At 65.5% G+C, this 15236-nt stretch carries 16 protein-coding genes; 10 read left to right on the top strand and 6 right to left on the bottom strand.

What is annotated here, in order from left to right:
* Nucleotide 1: 1 nt before the first annotated feature.
* Nucleotides 2-391 (top strand): hypothetical protein, encoded by a 390-nt coding sequence (locus ACZYSP_RS32395; protein ID WP_143062653.1) that lies wholly within the window; start codon nt 2-4, stop codon nt 389-391.
* Between the two features lie 145 nt (nt 392-536).
* Here ACZYSP_RS32395 and map read toward each other — a convergent pair whose 3' ends face one another.
* The gene (gene map, locus ACZYSP_RS32390; protein ID WP_436318375.1) at nt 537-1244 is read right to left on the bottom strand and encodes a type I methionyl aminopeptidase; all 708 of its coding nucleotides are present in this window, start codon (nt 1242-1244) and stop codon (nt 537-539) included.
* Between the two features lie 83 nt (nt 1245-1327).
* On the opposite strand from map, the gene ACZYSP_RS32385 reads away from it, so the two are divergent.
* From ACZYSP_RS32385 to ACZYSP_RS32360, 6 genes are all read left to right on the top strand, one after another.
* Entirely contained in the window at nt 1328-1531 is a 204-nt protein-coding gene (locus ACZYSP_RS32385; protein ID WP_093082985.1) for a hypothetical protein, read from the top strand.
* A gap of 239 nt (nt 1532-1770) precedes the next feature.
* Nucleotides 1771-2454 (top strand): 2Fe-2S iron-sulfur cluster-binding protein, encoded by a 684-nt coding sequence (locus tag ACZYSP_RS32380; RefSeq protein WP_489018623.1) that lies wholly within the window; start codon nt 1771-1773, stop codon nt 2452-2454.
* A complete protein-coding gene (locus ACZYSP_RS32375) occupies nt 2451-3434 on the top strand; it encodes an FAD binding domain-containing protein (protein ID WP_093082980.1) in 984 nt (327 codons plus the stop codon). Before ACZYSP_RS32380 ends, ACZYSP_RS32375 begins: the two co-directional genes overlap by 4 nt.
* Before the next feature lie 12 nt (nt 3435-3446).
* Nucleotides 3447-5684 carry a xanthine dehydrogenase family protein molybdopterin-binding subunit gene (locus ACZYSP_RS32370; protein WP_489018621.1) on the top strand — a complete coding sequence of 746 codons (2238 nt, stop codon included), beginning with the start codon at nt 3447-3449 and terminating at the stop codon, nt 5682-5684.
* Nucleotides 5685-5701: 17 nt separating this feature from the next.
* On the top strand, nt 5702-6325 hold the full coding sequence (locus ACZYSP_RS32365) for a cysteine hydrolase family protein (RefSeq protein ID WP_093082974.1): 624 nt from the start codon (nt 5702-5704) through the stop codon (nt 6323-6325).
* Nucleotides 6322-6741: a VOC family protein gene (locus tag ACZYSP_RS32360; RefSeq protein ID WP_489018618.1), complete on the top strand. Its 420-nt coding sequence runs from the start codon at nt 6322-6324 to the stop codon at nt 6739-6741. Before ACZYSP_RS32365 ends, ACZYSP_RS32360 begins: the two co-directional genes overlap by 4 nt.
* A gap of 281 nt (nt 6742-7022) precedes the next feature.
* Here ACZYSP_RS32360 and ACZYSP_RS32355 read toward each other — a convergent pair whose 3' ends face one another.
* From ACZYSP_RS32355 to ACZYSP_RS32340, 4 genes are all read right to left on the bottom strand, one after another.
* The gene (locus ACZYSP_RS32355; RefSeq protein ID WP_093082969.1) at nt 7023-8312 is read right to left on the bottom strand and encodes an Nramp family divalent metal transporter; all 1290 of its coding nucleotides are present in this window, start codon (nt 8310-8312) and stop codon (nt 7023-7025) included.
* Between the two features lie 62 nt (nt 8313-8374).
* Nucleotides 8375-10795 (bottom strand): catalase, encoded by a 2421-nt coding sequence (locus ACZYSP_RS32350; protein ID WP_489018616.1) that lies wholly within the window; start codon nt 10793-10795, stop codon nt 8375-8377.
* Nucleotides 10796-10845: 50 nt separating this feature from the next.
* Entirely contained in the window at nt 10846-11832 is a 987-nt protein-coding gene (locus ACZYSP_RS32345) for a DUF72 domain-containing protein (protein ID WP_489018614.1), read from the bottom strand.
* Between the two features lie 47 nt (nt 11833-11879).
* A complete protein-coding gene (locus ACZYSP_RS32340; protein ID WP_489018612.1) occupies nt 11880-12371 on the bottom strand; it encodes a hemerythrin domain-containing protein in 492 nt (163 codons plus the stop codon).
* Nucleotides 12372-12679: 308 nt separating this feature from the next.
* On the opposite strand from ACZYSP_RS32340, the gene ACZYSP_RS32335 reads away from it, so the two are divergent.
* Nucleotides 12680-13201 carry a CBS domain-containing protein gene (locus ACZYSP_RS32335; protein ID WP_354337810.1) on the top strand — a complete coding sequence of 174 codons (522 nt, stop codon included), beginning with the start codon at nt 12680-12682 and terminating at the stop codon, nt 13199-13201.
* Nucleotides 13202-13211: 10 nt separating this feature from the next.
* Nucleotides 13212-13592 (top strand): DUF427 domain-containing protein, encoded by a 381-nt coding sequence (locus tag ACZYSP_RS32330; protein ID WP_093082954.1) that lies wholly within the window; start codon nt 13212-13214, stop codon nt 13590-13592.
* A gap of 74 nt (nt 13593-13666) precedes the next feature.
* On the opposite strand, the gene ACZYSP_RS32325 is transcribed toward ACZYSP_RS32330, so the two are convergent.
* A complete protein-coding gene (locus tag ACZYSP_RS32325; RefSeq protein ID WP_489018609.1) occupies nt 13667-14383 on the bottom strand; it encodes a glycosyltransferase family 2 protein in 717 nt (238 codons plus the stop codon).
* Between the two features lie 218 nt (nt 14384-14601).
* On the opposite strand from ACZYSP_RS32325, the gene ACZYSP_RS32320 reads away from it, so the two are divergent.
* Nucleotides 14602-15236: acyl-CoA dehydrogenase family protein (locus ACZYSP_RS32320; protein ID WP_489018607.1), on the top strand; the 635-nt coding region annotated here is incomplete at its 3' end.

Genomic DNA, 15236 nt, shown 5'->3' with positions numbered 1-15236 from the left:
GATGCACGATTATTCCGCGCTGCAGCACGGTAATTGCGGCAGCCAACAAATGACGCACTATTTAAATTTGTTGACGCAGACAGACGAGAACTTCGGAATTGATTGGCCGATTCAATTACGAAAATCTGTTCTGTTTTCGCCCAATTTGGCGACGCAGCCGCGCCGCATTTTCGGCAAAAACTTATTATGCAAACTCAAAGAGAAGGCTGAGTCAAATCTGAAGTGCAACATCCTGTCTCCCCTACGGCGTTCAGGTGCAAGACAGGGTCGCGGATTTCCGCTGAAACACGACCTGCTCGACGTAGTAATTCCGCCTAATGCGCGCTTGCGTAAAACCATGGCCTGCAAATTTGGGGAGGCGGAAAATTCAGGCGGACGAGCCTCGGAGTAAGAAAAAAGAAAAAGAAAAGGCGCCTGGCAATGCCGGGCGCCTTTTCTTTTTTAATGAATTCGTTGGCAGTTTTCAACCGCTCGGCATGGATTTCAACAGCTGTCGCGCGACACGAAAAGTGAAGCGTTCTCGCCCAGGCTGAGTATCAAACCGGCGCGTAGGCGCCTGTGCCTCCAAGCCAGGGCGTAAGCACCTCATAGCCTTCGGGCGTTACAGCCACCATGTGCGCCCACTGGGCGGACAGAGACCGATCCTTCGTCACCACCGTCCATCCGTCAGGCAATTGCCTGGTTTCGCGCTTGCCTGCGTTGAGCATCGGTTCGATGGTGAAAACCATCCCCGGCTCCAGCCTGAACCCTTCCCCGCGTCGCCCATAGTGCAGCACCTGCGGCTCATCGTGGTAGATCTGGCCGATGCCGTGCCCGCAGTATTCACGCACCACGCTGAATTGCTCCCGGTGGGCAACCGACTGGATGGCATGGCCAACATCGCCCAGAGTCGCTCCGGGCTTGACCTGCCGGATTCCGGCCAGCATTGCTTCGTACGTCGTCTCCACAAGGCGCCGAGCCAACACACTGGGAGCTCCGACGAAGTACATGCGACTGGTGTCGCCGAACCAGCCGTCCTTGATGACGGCGACATCGATGTTGACGATGTCGCCCTTCTTCAGAATCTTGTCGGCCGAGGGGATGCCGTGGCAAACCACCTGGTTGACGGAAGTGAGGACGGTCTTCGGATACCCCTGATACCCCACGTTCGCTGGAATGGCGCCTTGGACATTCACGATGTGGTCGTTGCAGATCCGGTCGAGCGTCTCCGTGCTCACCCCCGGCACGACGTAGGGCTCGACCATGGCTAGAGCCTCCGCGGCAAGCCTGCCGGTCCGCCGCATGGGCAGCCGGCTCCGCGTTCAGGCTGCTGCAAGCCTGCCTTGGCTTGGACATCGATGCCATGGAAAACAAGGTGCGCATCGTCAAGCCACAGCTTCCCGCCGATATCGAGCACGTGCGCGTCGAACGGCTCAATGTCGGGCGCAGCCATCTGGACCTGCGATTCCAGCGGATGGAAGGCCGGATCGTCGTGGCCGTCGAGGAGCCGCGGCAACGCGCCTCGCGCGTAGAGGTCGAGCTGCATCTTTGAGATGCCGGAGCACATCGATGGTCACCCCGAGGCGCCGCGTTCAAGCTACCTGGATCGCTATGCGCTTCGGCTGCGCATGCCCGCCTGAGAGGGGCCCCCCGAGGCACGGCGCCACCGTCGGCCTGTGCCTACATCACGACAGCGCGAACGCGCGTTGCGGGCCGCGAGGCGCTTTCTAGGATTTTCTTCAGGCGCGTGTTTTTCGCCCCCTTCGTCCCGCGCCGCCTGGAGATTCCCACATGAAATTCGAGACCCCCCTGGTCGGCGCGGACGAACACGGTGCCGGCCGCCTGACCCGCCGCGCCATCTTCCAGTCAGGCGCGCTGCTCGTGGGCGCCCAAGCCCCCTTGATGGCACATGCGCAGGCCACTCCCGCGGCAGCCCCGGTAGCTGCCGAGTTGCCGCCACAGCGTATGCAGGTGCAGTTGCAGATCAACGGGCAGGCGCATCACCTTGAAGTCGACACCCGCACCTCCCTGCTCGATGCCCTGCGCGAGAACCTTCGCATGACAGGCTCGAAAAAGGGCTGCGACCATGGCCAGTGCGGCGCCTGCACGGTGCTGATCGACAGCCGCCGCACCAATGCCTGCCTCACACTGGCCGTGATGCATGACGGCCAATCCGTCACCACCATCGAAGGCATGGCGCAAGGCGACACGCTGCACCCGCTCCAGCAAGCATTCCTTCAGCACGACGGCTTCCAGTGCGGCTACTGCACGCCGGGTCAGATCTGCTCGGCGGCGGGCATGCTGGCCGAGGCGAGGCTGGGCATGCCAAGCCATGTCACGCGCGACCTGGACAGCAGCAACGTCGCGCTGACGGATGAGGAAATCCGCGAGCGCATGAGCGGCAACCTATGCCGCTGCAGCGCCTACCCGAACATCGTTGCCGCGATCAGGGACGCATCGAGAGAGCGCTCATGAAGGCCTTTACCTACGAACGCGCCGGCACGCCCGCCGCCGCGGCGGCTGCGGCCGCCCGCCCCGGGGCACGGATGATCGCCGGCGGCACCAACCTGCTCGACCTGATGAAACTGCAGATCGAGACGCCGACACATCTGGTCGACATCAACCGCCTCGGCCTCGACCGCATCGAGCCCGGCGAGAACGGCGGCTTGCGCATCGGCGCGATGGTGCGCAACTCGGACCTGGCCGCGGACGCGCGCATTCGCCGTGACTATGCGGTGCTGAGCCGCGCGCTGCTTGCCGGCGCATCGGGCCAGTTGCGCAACAAGGCCACCACCGGCGGCAACCTGCTGCAACGCACGCGCTGCTATTACTTCTACGACACCGCCCGCCCCTGCAACAAGCGCCAGCCTGGTTCGGGCTGCGCCGCACTGCAGGGCTACAACCGCATGCATGCGGTGCTGGGCGCGAGCGACCAATGCATTGCCACGCATCCATCGGACATGGCGGTGGCCATGCGCGTGCTCGACGCCCAGGTGGAGACGGTGATGCCCAGCAGAACGCGCCGCGTGATTCCGATTGCCGACTTCCACCGCTTGCCCGGCAACACGCCGCACATCGACACCAACCTGCAGCCCGGCGAAATGATCACCGCCGTGACCCTGCCGCCGCCCCTGCCCGGCCACCACGTGTACCGCAAGGTGCGCGACCGCGCCTCCTATGCCTTTGCGCTGGTTTCGGTAGCTGCGATCGTCGATGCCAGCGGCGGACGCATCCGTTCGGCGCGCATGGCCTTCGGCGGCCTCGCGCACAAGCCGTGGCGCGTGGAAGCGGCCGAGGCCCGCCTCGCTGGCACCGTGCTCGACGAAGCCACCGTCAACGCTGCCAGCGACACCGTGCTGGCGGGTGCGCGCGGCTTCGGCCACAACGACTTCAAGCTCCCGCTGCTGCGCCGCACGCTGCAGATCACCATCGACGAAGCCGCACGGACAGCCTGAGAAAGACACGCCATGGACATGACAGCACCCGCCGCCCGCAATCCGATCGACGAAAACCGCAGCAGCCTGATCGGCAAGCCCATCGACCGCGTCGATGGGCGCCTCAAAGTGACCGGCAAGGCGCCCTACGCCCACGAGGTGCAGGAGGCGCCGGGCAAGCCAGCCTATGGCTTCATCGTCGAAGCAACCATCGCCAGGGGCACGGTCGCCGAGATCGATGCTTCGGCCGCCGAGAAGGCGCCCGGCGTGCTGCTGGTGATGACGCACCGCAATGCGCCGAAGCAGGCGCCGTGGGGTCCCATCGATGCCAAGGACCGCTTCGCACGCGCCACGCCGCAACTGGCGAACGACAAGGTGCGCTACTACGGCGAGGCCGTGGCTTTCGTGGTGGCCGAGAGCTTCGAGATCGCGCGCGCGGCCGCGCAGCTGATCTGCATCCGCTACGACGCCGAGCCTGGCGAATACGATCTCGCCGCCGCGCGCGGCAAGGCCGAAAAGCCCAAGGACGACGAGATGCAGAAGGCCGACAGCCGCATCGGCGATTTCGACGGCGCCTTCGCGGCCGCGCCGGTGCAGGTCGATGCGACCTACACCACGCCCCACCACATCCATGCGCAGATGGAGCCGCACGCCACCCTCGCATGGTGGAGCGGCGACCGCGTGACGGTGCATTGCGCCTCGCAGTTGCTGGAAAGTGCGCAGAACGCCGTTGCCAACACCTTGCAGATCCCGCCCTCCAAGGTGCGCATCGTGAGCCGCTACATCGGCGGCGGCTTCGGAGGCAAGCTGCCGGTGTACGGCGATCTGATGCTTTCCGCCATGGCCGCGCGGCAGCTGCAGCGCCCGGTGAAGACCGCGCTCACGCGGCAGCAGATGTTTCACTTCACCACCCACCGCAGCCAGACGATCCAGCGCCTGCGCCTGGGCGCCACGCCCGACGGCAGGCTCACCGCCATCGCACACGACTCGCATTCGCACAGCGCGCGCTTCGACGACTTCTACGAAACGGCCAGCGCCCAGACGCGCTCGCTCTACGCCGCGCCGAACCGGCTCACCACGCACCGGGTCGTCAAGCTCGATCTGCCGGTTTCCGATTCCACGCGCGCGCCCGGCGAGGCGGTCGGCATGCTGGCACTCGAACAGGCCATGGACGAGCTGGCCGAGAAGCTCAGGCTCGACCCCATCGAGCTGCGGCTGCGCAACGAGCCCGCCATGGACCCGGAGAAGAACATTCCGTTCTCCACGCGGCAGCTGGCGCGCTGCATGAGGGAGGGCGCCGAGCGCTTCGGCTGGAGCCGCCGCAATGCGGTGCCGGGCACGGTGCGCGAAGGCCGCCGGCTGATCGGCATGGGCTTTGCCGCCGCCACGCGCAACAACTACCTGATGGACGCGAAGTGCACGGTATCGCTCGACCGTCAGGGCGTGCTTACGGCACGCATGGCCATGACCGACATCGGTACGGGCAGCTACACGGTGCTCACGCAAGTCGCGGCCGAGATGCTCGGCCTGCCGGTGCAGAACGTTCGCATGGAACTCGGAGACAGCGACTTTCCGGAAACGCCCGGATCGGGCGGCTCATGGGGCGCGGCGAGTGCGGGCTCGGCGCTGTTCGACGCCTGCACCAATCTGCGCGGGCAGCTGGCGCGCCGGCTCGGCGCGAAGCCTGACGAGGTGGTGTTCGCAGACGGACGCGCCAGCACCAGAACCCGCTGCGAAACGCTGGGTGCGCTGGCCGGCACCATCGGCCTGCGCGCCGACGGACAGATCGGCAAAGGCGACATGGGCAAGAAGTTCTCGCAGCAGGCCTATGGTGCGCACTTTGCCGAAGTGGCGGTTGACATGGACACCGGCGAGATCCGCCTGCGCCGCATGCTCGGCATGTTTGCCGCAGGCCGCATCCTGAACATGAAGACAGCCACCAGCCAGGCCACCGGCGCGATGATCTGGGGCGTGGGCTCCGCACTCTTCGAAGACGCGGTGATCGACCCGCGATACGGCGCTTTCGTGAACCACGACCTGGCGGAATACCACGTGCCCGCGCATGCCGACATCCCGGCGGTGGAGGCCGTGTTCCTCGACGAGGTAGACGACAAGACCAACCCACTGAAGATCAAGGGCGTGGGCGAACTGGGCATCTGCGGCGCGGGCGCCGCAGTAGCCAATGCGGTCTACAACGCCACGGGCGTGCGCATCCGCGACTACCCGCTGACGCTCGACAAGGTGATGCGGCTGCAGGAGCGGCGGGCCTGAAGTCGGAACTGCCGCTCATGCCTGCGCGCTCTTCCAGATCCTCCGGCGTACTCGCTCCCGAAAACGCGGCAGGACACACCGCGCTGTTGATCATCGACATGATCAACTGCTGGGATTTTCCCGACGCGCAGAAGCTCTTGCCGCCCGCTGCGGCCATTGCGCCGCGCATCGCCGCGCTCAAGGCCCGCTGCCGCAACGCAGGCGTTCCCGTCATCTATGCCAACGACAACCGTGGCCGCTGGCGCTCGGACTTCCCGTCGCTGGTGGAACTGTCGCTGGACGAGGGGGGAGCGGGTGCCGCGATCACGAGCGCGCTGCAGCCCCAGGCCGACGACTACTTCGTGCTGAAGCCCAAGCACTCCGCCTTTTTCGGCACGCCGCTCGAGCTGCTGCTGCAGCACCTGAAAGCACGCCGCCTGATCCTGACCGGCGTGGCCAGCGACCAGTGCGTGCTCGCGACGGCCATGGAGGCGGTGATGCGCGATCTTGCCGTGGTGGTGCCGCGGGACTGCGTGGCTTCGCAATCGGTGGCGCGAAACGACACCGTGCTGCGCCAGCTGGAGAAGTTCCAGAAGCTGCCTACGACGGCGGCGTCGCGCATCCGCCTGGTTCCGCTACGGGGCAAAGCCGCCAAGAGGTGACGCTGAACATGTTCGCCCACATACAGATCGGCGTGAGAGACCTTGCGAGGATGTGCGAGTTCTACGATCCCGTGCTTGCGCACTTCGAACTCCGGCGGGCCGTCGATCTTTCGCACGTCGGGGCGGCAGGTGTCTACTGGCAGCACCCGGGCCGGCGCTGGCCGCAGTTCGTCATCGGGGCTCCGGTCAACGGCCAAGCCCCCTCGTGCGGCAACGGCAGTCAGGTGAGTTTTCTGGCCTCCTCGCGGTCCGTGTTCGATGCCGCCTGGGCAACTTCCCTCGCGCACGGTGCCTTGGACCAGGGTGCCCCGGGCCTCCGACCACGATACGCGCCGGACTTTTATGCGGCGTATTGCCTCGACCCCGAGGGGCACAAGCTTTGCTTTGTGCACACCATCGCGCAGACGCCGCTGTGAAGCCTCTCGTTCGAGGCCTCTTCATCGCCCTTGCCTGATACGTCCGGCACGCTCATCATCGGCCTTTCAATCGTTGGAGCACTTGATGCCTGCCTCTCCCGAGTCGCGTGCTATTGCCAAACTGTCGTGGGAAGCTGCATGGGAAAGGCTCGGCAACGCCTTGCGCCCCCCGCCTGGCTATCCTGAACCAACACCAGAGCACCTTCGAGAGTGTTTCGCGAACGCGCAGCAATGCCTGGAGGAGGTCCGGCTTGCGTACGATATCCAACCCGAGACGGCATCTACGAAGCCAGGCTCATGAAGATGAACGCGACCGACGCTGCTGCCATGGCGGCGGTGGCGGCCCAACCCAGCACACGCCACCCCAGCGGCAGCAGCAACTCACCCATGAGCCTGCGACTTCCCGCTGCAAGCATCACGCCGACCATGATCGGCACCGACATCAGCGAGTTGATCACGGCCGCCCACACCAGCGCCTTCATCGGATCGACGCCGACGAGACTGATGCCGATGCCACACACCATGGCCGCGGCGAGGATTGCGTAGAACGCCGGCGCGGCTCCCACCGGTTTCTCGAGCCCTCGTCGCACCTTCAGAAATTCGGCGCAGGCATAGGCTGCGGACCCGGCAAGCACCGGCAAGGCCAGCAACCCGGTGCCCAGGATGCCGAGCGCGAACAGCACGAAGGCCGCATCGCCCGCGACCGGCCGCAGCGCCTCAGCGGCCTGCGCCGTCGATTCGATATTCAGTTGGCCGTCCGCATGCAGTGTGGCGGCCGCCGCCAGCATCATGAAGAAAGCGATGCCGTTGGAAAAGCCCATGCCAAGCCAGGTATCGAACCGCAGCCGCCGCAACTGCGCCGGTGCCTGGCGGGGTGCCTTCGTGAGCGGCTGGTCCTGCGTGACCCGTTCGATCTCCTCGACCTCCTGCGCCGCCTGCCAGAAGAAAAGGTACGGACTGATCGTCGTCCCAAGAATCGCCACGACCATCCTGACCGTCTCGGAGTCCCACTGAATGCGCGGCAGCAAGGCGCCCGCGAACGCCGCCCCCCAGTCCACATTCGCAACCATGGCAACACCGACATAGGCGAGCAGCGATAACGTCAGCCACTTCAGGATGCGCACGTAGCGGCGGTAAGGCAGCCAGGCCTGCAAGCCGAGCGAGATCGCTCCGAAGGCCAGTGCATACGCGGCCTCCGGCCCGCCGATCGCGAGTCGCATGACCTCTGCCATGGCCCCCAGGTCGGCCGCGAGATTGACGACGTTGGCGACGAGCAGCAGCATCACTGCGGCCATCACCACCGGACGCGGCCAGAGCACAGCGAAGGCCGAGGTCAGCCCGCGCCCCGTGGTCCGGCCGATGCGCGCGCTCGCGAGCTGGATGCCCGCCATCAGTGGATAGGTCAGCAGAAGCGTCCAGCCCAAGCTGTAGCCGAACCTGGCGCCGGCCTGGGTGTAAGTGGCGATGCCGCTGGGATCATCGTCGGCCGCACCGGTGATCAGACCGGGGCCGAGCTTCCTCCAGAACCCCTGGTGCTCTGCCGACAACGCCTCCCGTGTTCCTTGCGCCATGCCGGGCCGCCTGAGGTCATCGGCCCCGGGCGCAGTTGCCGGGTGGTTCTCCACGGCGATGCTCAAACCCGAGGCGGATCGGAATCACGTGCCGGATGGCGATGCATGCCTGCGGCGGCGATGAAGTCGCTCGCGGCCGTGTCCGCATGCGCAGCATCCGCAAGGATCAGCCCCGGGTCGGCCGATCCGTCCGGCAAGCTCATCGGAATGCCGGCCTCGGCCAGCAGGGCCTGCGATGCACCGAGTGCGAGGATGGTCTTGCAGTGTCGGTACTGGTCCTTCACGAATTCCATCGAGTGGCCAACGGCGGCCAGCGCCTCCGTGGCCGCGAGGCCGTCGGGCAGCACCAGCGCATCGAAGAGGAAGCCGGGGCTGTTCTCCATGCTGGCATCGGCTTCGAGCTTCTCTCCGCCCGCGGCGATGTAGGTACCGAGGCGCGGCCCGATCAACCGTGGCACGGCGCCCGCCTGCACCAACGCTGTCACCAGCTTGCCGATGGATGCGCCTTCTGCGCCATCGGCCACGAGGATTGCGATCTTGCGCGTTCGGATGCCACCTTCGCCCGGGCGAGCCATCAACGAGAGCGCGGGCGATCTGTCGACCTCGGGCGTGGCCGGTGTTTCCAGCGCCCTGGGCAGTGGCGCGGGCAGTTCCATGCCCAGCCCTTGCGCCACCTTGGCCGCAAGCTCGGACGACACATTCAGCAGGCTTGCAACGACGCGCTCGCGAACCGCTGGCACCGTCACCTTGGACAGCTCGAAGCGAAAGGCGGCGGCGATGTGTGCCTGTTCCTCGGGCGTCTGGCTCTCGAAGAAGAGCGTGGCCTGCGTGTAATGGTCGGCGAACTTCTCTGGCTTGGCCCGCACCTTGTCGCTGCTCTCCTTGGCATCGAGACGCTTCGCGATGCTCACGAAGCCCTGTGCAGCGCCGGCCTGGAACGGGCAGCCGCCGCCGAGCGAATTGGGCTCGTATGCCGTGCGCCCGCGATGGACAGCTTGGCGGTGCATGCCGTCACGCTGGTTGTTGTGAACCGGTGCAATCGGCGAATTGATGGGCAGCTCATGGAAGTTTGGGCCGCCCAGGCGCGTGATCTGTGTGTCCACGTAGGAGTGGATGCGTCCCGCCAGCAGCGGATCGTTGGTGAAATCGATGCCGGGTACCACGTGCGCCGCACAGAACGCGACCTGCTCGGTCTCGGCGAAGAAGTTGTCGGGGTTCCGGTTGAGCACCATCCTCCCGACGATCTGCACCGGCACCAGTTCCTCGGGAACGATCTTGGTGGCGTCGAGGATGTCGAAGCTGAATTGCCTAGCTTGCTCTTCCGTGAAGATCTGCAGGCCCAGTTCCCATTCGGGGTACTCGCCGGCGTCGATGGCCTCCCACAGGTCGCGGCGGTGGTAGTCGGGGTCGGCGCCGGAGATCTTCACCGCCTCGTCCCACACCAGCGAATGCGTGCCGAGCTTGGGTTGCCAGTGGAACTTCACGAGCACAGATTCGCCCGCGTCGTTGACAAGCCGGAAGGTGTGCACGCCGAAGCCCTGCATCGTGCGGTAGCTGCGCGGAATGGCGCGGTCGCTCATCTGCCACATCAGCATGTGGGTGCTCTCGGGCATGAGCGAGACGAAGTCCCAGAAGGCGTCGTGCGCCGAGGCCGCCTGCGGCATCGCATGGTGCGGCTCGGGCTTCACGGCATGCACGAGGTCGGGGAACTTCATCGCGTCCTGGATGAAGAACACCGGCATGTTGTTGCCGACCAGGTCCCAGTTGCCCTCGTCGGTGTAGAACTTGACGGCGAAGCCGCGCACGTCGCGCGCCGTGTCCTTGGAGCCGCGCTCGCCGGCCACGGTCGAGAAGCGCACGAACACCGGCGTCACCTTGCCGGCCGCCTGGAACGGCGCTGCCTTGGTGTGCTTCGTCAGCGGCTCGTAGCACTCGAAGAAGCCGTGCGCGCCCGAGCCCCGCGCATGCACGATGCGCTCGGGAATGCGCTCGTGGTCGAAGTGCGTGATCTTCTCGCGCAGGATGAAGTCTTCCAGCAGCACCGGCCCTCGCGCGCCGGCCCTGAGCGAGTTCTGGTTGTCCGCAACCGGCACGCCCTGGTTGGTGGTGAGCCGTTCGCCACTGGAATCGACGCGCACACGGTCCAGGGTGCCGATGGTGGCATTCGTGCCTTCGGGCGCCACCGCCCCCGTCTTGCCGGATGCATTCGACTCCGACGGCGTGCTGCCGGTGGGCAGACGCGAAGCTGGCTTTGCGCTGAGGCCGACGGGCGCGGACGGTGTGTGTTCGAGCGGCTTGTTGCTGTTGGCGGGCATTGCCGCGGCAAGTGCCTGCGTGTCGATCGCCTTTTGCGCGGGAATGTCGCCCTTGCCTGCAGCAGGCGGCGCCGGGTGCGCGGGGCCGCTGTCAGTGTTGCGTGCCGCGGCGCGGGCTGCATCGAGTGCGACGGAAGGCGGCGCACTCGCCTTGGGTTGTTTGGCCATGGTTTTGTACGTGGTTGGGTTCGAAGGGAGTCAAAACGTAAAGCGCGAGATCAGGCGCTCTTGTAGGACGCCGCAGCAAGTTCGGTGCTGCCTGCATCGAACTTCGTCGCGAACTTGTCGTCGTCGCCCAGGCCGGTGGCAAGGCCAAGGCGCATTGCCAGGTGGGCGGCATCGTAGGGAGCGCGCACCTTGGTGTCGTTGTCGAAGTAGCAATACACGTCGCGCCTGCCGCGCCGCGCGGCGGTGGTCGAAGCCAGCCTGGCATCGGGCACCTGGCGACCCTTGCGCCAGGCGTCGATGCGCGCCGCCCAGTGATCGAGTGCTGCATCGCTGTATCCGCTGGCATAGAGCTCCTTGTCGCCATGCAGCCGCACATAAACGAAATCCGCGGTGATGTCCTCCAGCAGGGGCCACCTTCCCGCGGTGTCGGCCACCACCAGGGCCACGCCATGGCGGCGCAGCGTGGCAACGAACCCGGGATCGACAAAGCTGCGATTTCGCACCTCGATGGCGTGCCGGATTCGAAGCCCGCGAGCCGCCTTCAGCACAGACCGGCCCTTCACCTGATCGTCGTGTTTCCGGGCCAACGCCGCCGCCGACTTCGCATCACGCGGCAGGAGCGACAGGAAGCGCTCCATCCGGTCGGGGTCGTAGCGCATGCGTGGCGGAAGCTGCCAGAGCACAGGCCCCAGCTTCTTGCCCAGCGCCAGCACGCCCGATGCGAAGAAATTGGCCAGTGCCGTGTGCACGTCGTCAAGCTGACGCATGTGCGTGATGTAGCGCGACCCTTTGACGGCGAACTCGAAGTCGTCGGGCGTCTCGTCGTGCCATGCCCGGTACGACTCGGGGCGCTGCAGGGAATAGAACGATCCGTTGAGTTCGATGCTCGGCAGCATCCGGGAGGCGAAAGCAAGTTCTTTTCGCTGCGCCAGCCCGGGTGGATAGAAGCGCCCGCGCCATGGTGCGTAGCGCCATCCGGAAATCCCGATGCGAATTTCGCCGCGCGGCCTCGCCGTTCGTCCGGATGGTCTTGCCAAGCTTGCGCTCCTGCACGTTTCCGGCTTGGTGAAGCGACGACAGGAACTCAGGCCGTGGCGCCAAGCTCTTCCATCAGCTCCTCCTTGCGGGCAGCCAGCTGCTCGCGCATGGCGACCAGGTCGAGGCCACGGGCGGCGCGCGCCTTCACGAAAATCTCGTTGCGCTCTTCTTTCACGTGATGATCGATGTATTCGCCCAGCACCATCACCTTGGCGTCGAACTTTTCGTCGACATCGGTGGCCTCCTGGATCTGCACGATCAGGTCCTTGGCGCTGGCATGCTCGACCTCGGCCTCATCGAGCAGGTCCGTTTCCTTGATGGCTTCGCGCAGCGAGGGATAGAAGATTTCCTCCTCGATCTGAGCGTGGACGGTCAGCGCCATGCAAATCTCGTCGGCAAGCTCGCGCTTTTTCCGCTCCGAGGAAGCGGCGCGCGAATGAGCGAGTTCCTCGTATTCCTTGAACATCTTCTTGACGCTGCGGTGGTCGGCGTCGAGGAGGCTGCAGGCATCTGGCTCTGCGCGTCGGGAAGTGGGCATCGTGGGCTCTCCAATCGAGTTGCGGGGAAATCGGACGATGAAACGGCGACAAAACGAACTGTGTAGGAGAGCTCCGTATCCACATACCAGTGCGAATCACGCATCGCAACAAGTGGCGACATCGCCGATGCGCGGTACCGACAGGCCACCACCGACGCTCGCACACGCCAGCCAATTCCCACTTCGACCCCATTCATGGCCTGACAACGGCGCCGCGTCGCCCCGCTACCGTGGCCTGAAGTTGCGTCGGCTTCTCATCGCGGGCATGTCGCCCGCGAGGCTGGACGCATCGACCCAAGGAGTTCACCTTGACCCAAGTCAACGAATTGATGACACGCGGTGTTCGCACGGCCGCCCCCACGGACACGCTCTGCGATGCCGCACAGGCAATGGAGGAACTGGATGTGGGCGTGTTGCCCGTATGCGATGGGGAGCGTCTCGTCGGCGTGATCACCGACCGCGACATCGCGGTGCGTGGCGTCGCCCAAAGGCTGTCGCCTGACCGTACGCATCTGGACGTGATCATGACCGGAGAGGTCCGCTGGTGTTTCGATGACAGCACCGTTGAAGAAGCCCTGCGCACGATGAGCGAGTTACAGATTCGCCGTCTTCCGGTGATCGACCGGGACAGGCGCCTGGTCGGCGTCCTGTCCCTCGGCGATGCCGCCGCGAAAGGCCAGGCATCGCAAGCCGGTGAGCCTCTCGCACGAATTTCGCAGCCGGCCGAGCCCGACCGCTCCAGTCAATCGGCCGCAAGCGGTGCGGCGGGCGGTGGCCAGTCGAAGCGAGTTCGCCCAGGCCGAGCTTCCGGCGCGAAGCCGTCCCACTAGGAGCATGCAAATGAGCCAATCCCCTGGCCATCAAAAATGGCCCGATCACCAGGTCCGGGAAGAACACCTTCATCGGCCTGTCGAAGTCGAAGTGGAGGGTGTTGTCCTGGCCACTTCGAGCGACGTCATCAAGGTTGACGAAGACAAGTCTCCCGTGCGCTACTACTTCCTGCGCTCCGATGTCCGCATGGAGAAACTGGAACGCTCGAAAACGACCACCGAATGCCCGTTCAAGGGTGTGGCGAACTACTACGGCTTGAATCTCGGAGAAAGGCGGCTGGAAGACGCCGTCTGGACCTACGAGGACCCGTACGACGAGCACCGGGCTCTGAAGGCAAGGCTCGCGTTCTACGACGACAAGTTTCCCGAGATCCATATCCGGTTTCCTTGATCATCGATCCCCGCTGCCCGGGCATGACCAATGGAGTGCCTCACCCGCGGCTGCGATCTTGGAATGTCATGGCATCACGCGCCAGCAGCAATGGCCGGCCGCATCGCGCAACCCGTGGATTCGGCCAGGCGTTGCGCCACGGCGTTCAGCAGCGCGCCTGCAAAACCGCCGCGCGCCCGCGCATCGGTGCGCGCGCTGGTCACAACCCGCGGCAGCGAACTCCAGGCAACGCTGCAGCCGGCGCCGACCAGCGCATTCACCAGGGAGACGTCCTCACTGCACGCGAGGTGCCTGAATCCGCCGACGCGAAGATATGCCGCCGCTGACACGCCAAGGTTTGCGCCATGAATATGGCGATGGGATTCCCGGTCGAAATAGGTCTCCTGGAAGTGCGTCTGGAGCAGCGCCGCATGGCGGCCGTGAGGCGACCAGTCCAGCACGGACACCGTTCCGCATACAACGTCCGTCTGAAGAGAAAGTTGAGCCGCAAGCCAGTCTTCGGAAACCAGCGTATCGGCATCGGTGAAGGCCAGCCATCTCGCTCCCCTTGCCAGGAGAGCCGTCGCACCCACGGCCCGAGCCATGCCGACATTTCGCGCGCGAATGGCCACGGTCGCGGCACCGCAACAAGAGACCAGGATGCCGGTGGCGTCCGTGCAGTCGTCCAACGTCACGATCGTCTCCACGGGCTCTCCCATCAGTGCGGGATGCTGCGATGCGGTGCGCACCGCAGACAGACATTCGCGAATCAGTTGCTCCTCGTTGTGCGCCGGAATGACGATACCTAGCATGGTCGAGCCCTCGTGTCGTTGCAGATCGGATTGCCAAGCGCTGAAGATAGAGAGCGGGCCTGACACATCACGTCAGGAGAAGCGCGGCGGTCCTGTAGGCGACGGACAATCCGGGCCCGACGAAGGAAACATCCAGCCGAAGCGGGCGAATGGACTACGCGCGGGTCATTGCGCGGGTGCTAGAAGCTTGATCTTCCAAACGATAGCCGCTACTTCACATGTCCGAACCCGCGCTCGCCGATGCCTTGCGGCAACTGCAGCTTCGCTACGGTTGCGACCTCGCGCTGAAGCATCTGGTCGACGCGGGCATCGACGTGCTGCCAAGACCGGGTGCCGGCCAGACCCTGGCGCGCTGGCGTGTGCTGGCCGATGTGGCAGCCCATGACCTTTCGTTGGTGAAGCTGTTCGAAGGGCATACCGATGCTCTCGCCATCCTCGCCGAACTCGGCGCCGCGTCGGCCGCACCCGTGGGTGCGCGCTGGGGCACCTGGTGCGCGGAGCCGCCCGACGCGCGTGTGGTGCTCGACGCGACAGAGGGCCATCGCGTTCGCCTGACCGGCACCAAGGCCTGGTGCTCGGGCGCCGCAAGCGTGAGCCACGCCGTCGTGAGCTGTTGGAACGCGGCTGGCGAACCGTGCCTTGCGGCTGTGGCCATGGATCAGCCCGGTGTTCGGGTGACCGGCAATGGCTGGCATGCCGTCGGCATGGCAGCAAGCGCCAGTGTCAATGTGCGCTTCGACCGCGCGGTGGCCACGCAGATCGGGCGGCCCGGCGACTACGTCAACCGCGCCGGCTTCTGGCAGGGTGGCGCCGGCATCGCGGCATGTTGGTTCGGGGGCGCGTTCGGCATTGC

It is taken from the genome of Variovorax sp. F042, from assembly GCF_057814215.1.
Note: the sequence above shows the minus strand (reverse complement) of the source record. Positions and strands in the feature narration are given on the sequence as shown.